This window comes from Catenibacillus scindens (assembly GCF_014202115.1).
In the GTDB taxonomy this organism is placed as follows: Bacteria; Bacillota; Clostridia; order Lachnospirales; family Lachnospiraceae; genus Catenibacillus; species Catenibacillus scindens.
In genome coordinates this window covers 1-7830 of the sequence record NZ_JACHFW010000031.1, presented here as the reverse complement: position 1 = coordinate 7830, position 7830 = coordinate 1, and the positions used below count along the sequence as shown (strand labels likewise).

General features: G+C 37.6%; 7 protein-coding genes and 1 pseudogene. All 8 read right to left on the bottom strand.

What is annotated here, in order from left to right; all coding sequences use genetic code 11:
- Positions 1-53: 53 nt before the first annotated feature.
- The 8 genes and pseudogenes from HNP82_RS17420 to HNP82_RS17385 all read right to left on the bottom strand — a co-directional run bounded on the left by HNP82_RS17420 (position 54) and on the right by HNP82_RS17385 (position 7709).
- Positions 54-413 (bottom strand): aminotransferase class V-fold PLP-dependent enzyme, encoded by a 360-nt coding sequence (locus HNP82_RS17420; RefSeq protein ID WP_183776768.1) that lies wholly within the window; start codon positions 411-413, stop codon positions 54-56.
- 2 nt (positions 414-415) lie between these two features.
- Positions 416-1063 carry a hypothetical protein gene (locus HNP82_RS17415; RefSeq protein WP_183776767.1) on the bottom strand — a complete coding sequence of 216 codons (648 nt, stop codon included), beginning with the start codon at positions 1061-1063 and terminating at the stop codon, positions 416-418.
- A 17-nt stretch (positions 1064-1080) separates the two neighbouring features.
- The gene (locus HNP82_RS17410; RefSeq protein ID WP_183776766.1) at positions 1081-1308 is read right to left on the bottom strand and encodes a helix-turn-helix domain-containing protein; all 228 of its coding nucleotides are present in this window, start codon (positions 1306-1308) and stop codon (positions 1081-1083) included.
- Between the two features lie 283 nt (positions 1309-1591).
- Positions 1592-1942 (bottom strand): annotated as a pseudogene (locus HNP82_RS17405) (23S rRNA (uracil-5-)-methyltransferase RumA); the annotation flags it as partial.
- Between the two features lie 163 nt (positions 1943-2105).
- A complete protein-coding gene (locus HNP82_RS17400) occupies positions 2106-4340 on the bottom strand; it encodes a S8 family peptidase (protein ID WP_183776762.1) in 2235 nt (744 codons plus the stop codon).
- A complete protein-coding gene (locus HNP82_RS17395; protein WP_183776760.1) occupies positions 4333-5400 on the bottom strand; it encodes an AAA family ATPase in 1068 nt (355 codons plus the stop codon). The genes HNP82_RS17400 and HNP82_RS17395 overlap by 8 nt, the downstream gene beginning before the upstream one ends.
- Positions 5401-5516: 116 nt before the next feature.
- A complete protein-coding gene (rlmD, locus tag HNP82_RS17390; RefSeq protein ID WP_183776758.1) occupies positions 5517-7220 on the bottom strand; it encodes a 23S rRNA (uracil(1939)-C(5))-methyltransferase RlmD in 1704 nt (567 codons plus the stop codon).
- A gap of 189 nt (positions 7221-7409) precedes the next feature.
- On the bottom strand, positions 7410-7709 hold the full coding sequence (locus tag HNP82_RS17385; protein ID WP_243164855.1) for a DUF4366 domain-containing protein: 300 nt from the start codon (positions 7707-7709) through the stop codon (positions 7410-7412).
- Positions 7710-7830: the final 121 nt, after the last annotated feature.

Genomic DNA, 7830 nt, shown 5'->3' with positions numbered 1-7830 from the left:
AGGTTTGGCAAGCAAAAATCGCGTAAAATAAGGCTTTGCGTGACTTTTTATATTCAAAACAGAACTTTAGTGTAACTCGCATGCAAAGTTAGCACAATATCATAAATAGTAAGGAGATTTGTCCCGTATTCGCTTGATAAAGTGACAATTACATCTGATTCCTTAATATCCAGGCCATATATAATCAAATTCCAGCCACGGCTTGCACTATCAATAAAAGCGATTTCATCTTTTGACCCTGCATTTAGCAATTTTGCAGCAAGCGAATAAAAATTATTCACTGCATCAGACTTCATCGCTGCAGCTTTATATGCACCGACATTCATTTCAAGCTTCATATGATTGGTCAGAGTCTCATATGTTCCTTTGCTCATAAGCCCGGCACCAGCGTTATTAAAATACATATAATCCATCACTATACCTCCAATACATCAATAGCTTTAGCAACTGCTAATCCTAATTCTCGTAGTTCCCAAATGGTCGGTTCAGTTCCATCATCAATAATCATGCCCCTAAGTTCCAAATCTCGAACAGCATTTCTTAATTCCATTTCTGGCACATTTACCATCATTGAAATATCTGCCGCAGATAGTTTACCCTCCTGGTTATATATACATCTTAGTATTTGAACTTGTACTTTATTTAACCCTTTAATAGAACTATTTAAGACTATTAACCGATTTCGTTCATTTTCATCGTTAGTTTTTATAGCCGATGCCATAATTTCTGTAAACAATTTGTCCAACTCTGGATCAGTAGAAACCAACTGCTGAATCATAGAAATCATAGAATCAGCCCATTCTGGATTATCTAATAACTCATGAAAGATATCCCCGTCGCTTCTTCCTGATTCAATAAATGCGTCTTCTACAACTTTGGTGATTCTCGTTCTACGTCTTTCATTCCACGAACAAACCAACTGATAGGCAAGTTTTCCCGTAGGTGTCATGGCACCTCCAACAGCAGCTCCTATCGGACCTCCAATTGCAAAACCAACAAGAGAACTCGCAGCAGATAAAGCAATGTCGGTTGCGTGTTCAGGAATTTTACTTTTATCATCCATACAAATTGCCCCTTTCTTTATATTCCATTACTTATCCCAACCTTTTCATCTTCAGATAATATAAATGCCTGTTCATAACCTACCCGCAAAACCTTAGCAATCTTTATCATTTCCTCAGAAGAAACAGTCCCACGCTGCAGCTTCTTATTAAAATTCTGCGGAGTCTGCCCAATCCGTCTGCAAAGTTCCGCGAGGCTAATATCCATTCTGTCACACAATTCTCTGATCATATCCGATGTTGTCATTTTCCACCTCCATCAGCATAGTACAATTATAAACCCTATGGTTGATAAGCACAAGCTACCTTCTTTAAAATTAACAGTCTATTAAAAAGGCACCTTGCATCTATTTTAAAAGCCACAAGGCACTCCATTCATTCTGTTGTTCTTTACCTCTCCACATCCACCTTCGTACCAGATTTGAACTCCTTCTCAAATCACTTATCATAATCCATGATTTTCTTAAGCAGCCACCGCACTAGAAATAAAAAATAAGCGTATCACTATTTCTAATGATACGCTTATGGTTTTAGATAACCTCAAAATGCTTCAATGCATCTTTGATAGCTTCCACTTTCTCCGCTGTCGGATGTTTCCTCGGATGTTTCAATTCTTCCACTGCATTAGGAGCGTCGTACATCGGCAAGCCTAAATTCCTTTTTACCTCGGCGATATATGCGGTATGTACCTTGAAGCCGTATTTCGCTTCTATGTACTCCTTAATCATTTTGTATGTAACTCGCTCTTTCGGCTTGTACGCCTCAGCTCTTTTAGCGATATTATCCAGCGGTACTTTGCCCTCACCTTCGCCAAACTCAACTTTTACGTTGATATGTCCATCCGGTTTTTTGTGGGAAAGCAGTACTACCGTCTCCACATGCATACCAAATCAAAACATATCCCCACAAAATCACGGAAATATGAGAATATTTCTGCAGTACGAATACTGTTCGTGCAACCCTTTTCCCACAAAATATGAGTTCCATCAATTTTGCACCGCCTTGATGCAAAATCTTATCTCTTACATAGATAAAAATTTGTACTTACTCAAGTTCAATGTCCTCACTCACTTTTTTATTAATATCAACTCTTGTTTGAACATCTATCTTATTAACCAACCATCCATTTAAAGTGCAATTCCTGATAAACTCATCAATTCTATTAACACCGTTAATTTCTTTTAACGTAACAACAACACCAAAACGAATACCCATTCCATCCTTAGGGTCCAGCCTGTTATTTGTTTTTATTTCCATTCCCCAATTTTTATTGTCATACATTTTTTTAGGTTTCATCCTATTTTTTGGCGTTTCCGCAACATATTTTACATTATCCCATTTTCTAAACCTCTCTCTTGCTTCGCCCTCTAAAAGGAAAAATTGCTCATTTTCCAGTACAACATCTTGATTCTGCTTATCCCCCTTAATATCTTCTATTTTTCCCTTATTATTAATTCTGCCAAAATGTAAATTAAGTTCTGTATTTGTATAATCAACTCCTTGTGTTCTATCACACATAGGGAAATAACACATCGTTGCTCTTGCAATATACGGATATTTACCATCCTTAATCGGAACCGGGAAATGATAATTATAAGTATTCCACTTTTCACTTATATCATATACTAAAAATTTTATCTCATCTTCCTTTGTATGCACAATATCATCCATTTTTATAGGAACTATACCATGACCATATAACGCAACTTCTTCTGGTGTAGGCTTTTCGTTCCAATCTCTTGCAGCATCAATAAGCATTGCTTTTGCAACTTCCTTATTTAATCCTAAAATATCAATTAAATAAGATAACTTTCGAGCAATCCACGGAGCCGCAAATGAAGTACCGGCAACATTAGCTTCGCCTAGCGGTTCACAAACCCTAATATACTGTTCTTCACTGCCCCCATAATAACTAACATCTGGTTTAGCAAAAAATGATAATGCCAGTCCTCTTCGTGCATATTTAGTTGATAAACCATTTTTAGTTACCGCATTCACTACCATGCTGTTTATGGAATCAGCAGGAGAACCTATTTTTACAATATCTGTACTTGGTTTATTTGTTCCAGCTATAACAAAAATAACATCGTTTTCATATTGAATTTTATCTAGTACCGCTGCCTCGGCAGAAATAAAATTATCATTAATTTCTTGATTACTTCCAAGCGAAATATTCCAAACTTTTATATCCTTATTATTTGCAATAATCTCTTTTATCTGTTTCGTAATCGTAAAAGAAGAAAATTTTGAACCTATTGCAACACCAAAATGTCGTACTCTAAATCTACCACATCCGTCGTCAAGCCAAGGATTTAGCCTTGGTCCATCCACGATAATAGAATCCACCGCTGTACCATGCCGATAATCCTCCGCCGTTTTAGGAAGATTATTATCAACCATCTCATGATATTCCACCCATTCGCCAAAATAAACACGTTTGTCAAATAAAGTATCTATCACACCGATAGTTGGCTCAATAGTGGGAGTCGGCATATATAAAGTGCCTTGTTGATATTCTTCTATAAAATCTTCTGGCGATAATTCTAATATATCTTCTGTTGCCATGGCAACTAGGTATGGGGCCTTTTCAAATAAAATCTCTAATTGATTTTCATCTAAAAACACTGTTTGATTATCCAATATTCTACTATTCAAAATATCAATTCCCAAATTTTTGAACAGTATTTTAGTATCTGTATGTGTGTTATACAATGTTATAATACTTTGCTTTAGTTGGCGTGTCGCCATTTCCACCTCAAAATCTTCAATATATGAAACGTCCGCAATTACTTGTCTAAAAGTAGATTTCGTTATAGAAAAATGACGAAATGGTATTCTATTTATTGTGTTTTTATCATCAAAAGCAACTTTGTCTATTCCATTTGGAAATTTAGCTTCAATTACATCGTTTGCTTTTAAAAGTAATTCCATACTATGATCTAAGTCTTCAGCATCAAGAAAGTACGTAATAATATGCTTCGTTTTTTCTTTATTGAATTTTGCCCCTACAATAGCATAATTCGAATCTTTTCCTTTAAACAATCCGGAAATCCGATTACTTTTAGCAACAATCTTATTATAATAAACGCTTATTAATATTCCCTCAAAGGGTTTCTTTTCCTGCATCCAAAATTTTTTAATTTGACCTAGCCTATCTTCTAACTTAAGTAGTTGTTCGCTTGTTACTACCTTTTTACTATTCATAGATGCTCCGCCGCCATTACCAGTTTTTGAAGCCTGAACAAACCTTTTTCCCCTTAATTCCAGTACATTATTCATCAATTTCTTCCTCCTTACTTAACTTTCTGGATACAGAACTTTTAGATTCTCCTTTAAGTTTTTCTATTTCTCTAACAGTAAAACCTTGCTCATGCAACTGTTCCACATTAGTTTCTTCTATATTGCCTATTAAAGAATTATATAGTCTTCTCAAATAATCATACTCCACTTTTGCATCACTAAATGCTAAAGAAGTTTTTATTATATTTTTTAATTCTCCCGGATAAGGAAGCTCTGACGCTGTCTTCAATATTTTTTTAAATAATCTGGTATCCCGCGAAATACCTTTAAAATTTTTAACGAAAGAGGTAAAGTAGTGCTCAGCAACATCCATTAAATCTTCTTTACTATATCTATCAAAGTTAATCACTGCATCAAAACGTCTAATTAGGGCTTTATCGAAGTTGGCGTATAAATTTGTAGTTGCAATAATCACTATTTCTTTATTTAAATCTGTCAATCTGTCAAGTTCTCTTAAAATAGTGGAAGTAACACGTCCCATTTCACGTACATCATTTCTATTAACCCTGTCTAAAGCAATTACATCTATTTCATCAAACAAAATAACGACTTTATTAGCGCATGGAATCCTATTTATTTCTGTAAAAACGCTGGCAATATTTTTATTGGTTTGACCTAGCTTACTATCAATCAAATGTTCAAAATCAACAAGATATAAAGTTCTGTCAAGTAGTCTTGCTACTTGTTTTGCTGCTTCTGTTTTTCCACTTCCAGGTAATCCCTCAAACAAAAATTTATTTATACCAACATTATGATTTACAGCATTAATCACTCCTTTTATGTCATTAGAAATCTCTATAGGTAAATTTAGAGGCTGCAATTCTCTAATATCTATTTGTTTTAAAAATTCACTTTCAAAATCGCTTGCTTGCGGAACATACAAGTTAGATTCTGCTATTAATCCCATTATATATTCTGCTAACTGATAATCACCATTAGCATCAAAATATTTAGCTATATTTACTGCTTCATTTCTAAATGCATTCTCATTTCTTTCAACATGATATTTTATCAAATTTAATATATTTTGTTTTTTCATAAGAGAACACCTCCATCATTTTATACATCATATCATATTTCGGGACAAAAATATATAGTTTTGGGACAAAAATACAAAAAAATTACCCAGCTATAATAACTAGGTAACTTCTTAACTCAAATCATTTTAAAATGCTTCAACGCATCCTTTATCGCTTCCACTTTCTCTGCTGTCGGACGCTTCCTCGACTGTTTCAATTCTTCTACCGCATTAGGGGCATCATACATTGGCAAGCCCAAACTTCTCTTTACCTCTGCTATATAAGCAGTATGTACCTTAAAGCCATATTTCGCTTCTATGTATTCCTTTATCATTTTATAGGTAACTCTCTCTTTCGGCTTGTACGCCTCGGCTCTTTTAGCGATATTATCAAGCAGCACTTTGCTCTCTCCCTCGCCAAACTCGACTTTTACGCTGATTGTGCTGTCGGGTTTTTTGTAGGAAAGCAGTACAACTGTCTCTACATGCACACTCCCCGGAAACATATCCACGCATTTGACCCGTTCTACCCTATACCCTCTAGCGATCAGCACCTCCAAATCTCTGGCCAGGCTGGTGGGCTTACATGAAATATAAACCATGCGATCGACACCATAGTCGATGATCTTCTCCAGGGCTTTGGGATGGATACCGTCCCGCGGCGGATCCAAAACGATAAAATCCGGTTTTTCTTTAATCATATCCAGGACTTTAAGGACATCCCCGGCAATAAACTGGCAGTTATCCAGGTGATTTAAGGCAGCATTTTCTCTGGCTGCGATTACAGCCTCCTCAACGATCTCCACACCGATGACCCGGCGGGCCACGGGCGCCAGGATCTGGGCAATAGTACCCGTACCGCTGTACAGGTCAAAAATGGTCATATCTTTTGTATCTCCGATATAACTTCGGGCCAGGCTGTAAAGAACTTCCGCCCCCAGAGAGTTGGTCTGAAAAAAAGAAAATGGGGTAATCTTAAACTTTAAGCCCAAAATCTCCTCATAGAAATAGTCATTGCCGAAAAGGATGCGGGTTTCGTCGCTGGCGACCACGTCGGCCAGACTGTCGTTGATAATATGTAAAATACCTGTGATCCGCCCTTCTAAAGGCAGCTTTTTAAGTTTATCTGCCAGGCCGGAAAGATCCGGCTGTACCTGACTTGTGGTCACAAGGTTGACCAGTATCTCACCGGTGACCTGGGCCCGGCGCACAAGAAGATGGCGCAGATAGCCCTCATGCTGCATTTTCCTGTAAAAAGGCTGAGGGTAGAGAGTAAAATAGTCCAGCACACATTTGAGGATCTTTGTGAAATCACTGTGGACAATTTTACAGTCATCGGTGGTCAGGATGTCGTAAGTGCTGGCTTTTTTATGAAGGCCAAGGGCCAGAGGGCCGTCTTTGTATGAATCGCCGAAAGAAAATTCCATCTTATTGCGATAACCCCATTGCAGGGGACTTGGACAAATGCCTTCAAAAATGTACTCAGCGCCGCCCTGACTGTCTACTTGTCCGCTTTTTTTCAGCGCCCCGTCTAAAAGTTCCTTAACCTGGGACGCTTTCATGGAAAGCTGGTCACCATAGTCCATCGTCTGATACATACATCCGCCACAGGCAGGGAAGTTTTTGCAGACCGGTGGGCAGACTTCCATCGGGGAGTTTTCCAAGACTTCCAAAAGTATGCCTTCGCAGCGATCTTTCCGCTTTTTATGGATGCGGAAACGGATTTTTTGTCCTGGGATCGCATTTTTAACAATCACCCGGATACCGTCCACGCATACCAGCCCCTTATTTGGAAAATCAATCTTTTCTACAATACCTTCATAAATTTCGCCTTTTTTCATATTCATCTCCATTTTCTATTTAAACTTGTATTCCGCTATTGACCCAGCCGTTCATGTACACAGAACGATGGTCCTTCGTCGCCGCGCCGCCTCATTTTTACTCTTTGGCGTTTTCCATTGCGCAGCAGCAACACAGCTTTAAAAAGGCAGATGCCTCTGGCACCTGCCTTATGTTTTTACCTTTGTCTTTTACTCTTCGTCCTCAGTATCCTGTGTATGTTCTTCCGAACTCACTTCATCTTCAAAATCATCGTCGAAATCATCATCAAAATCATCTTCAAAGTCGTCTTCAAAGTCGTCATAATCATCTGCTGTCAAATACTTATATACAGCATAAACGATCCCTGCGATCACTACAAGTCCGGCAATAACACCAATAACAATAATGGCTGTTCTCTTTTTTTCTTCACGCTCATTATCGGCATCTTTTTTCTGAAGGAAATCTGAAATCTTTGCGAGACTTATAACATCTTCCAGTTTATTCATCATACAACACCCTTTCCGAAATATTGTTAGGTTTAGTATACCACCAACATGTCAAAATTACAACAAATAGTTACATGTTCAGATCTTTTTAAGCCTCGCGAACCCGGCTTTCATCTTCTTGACG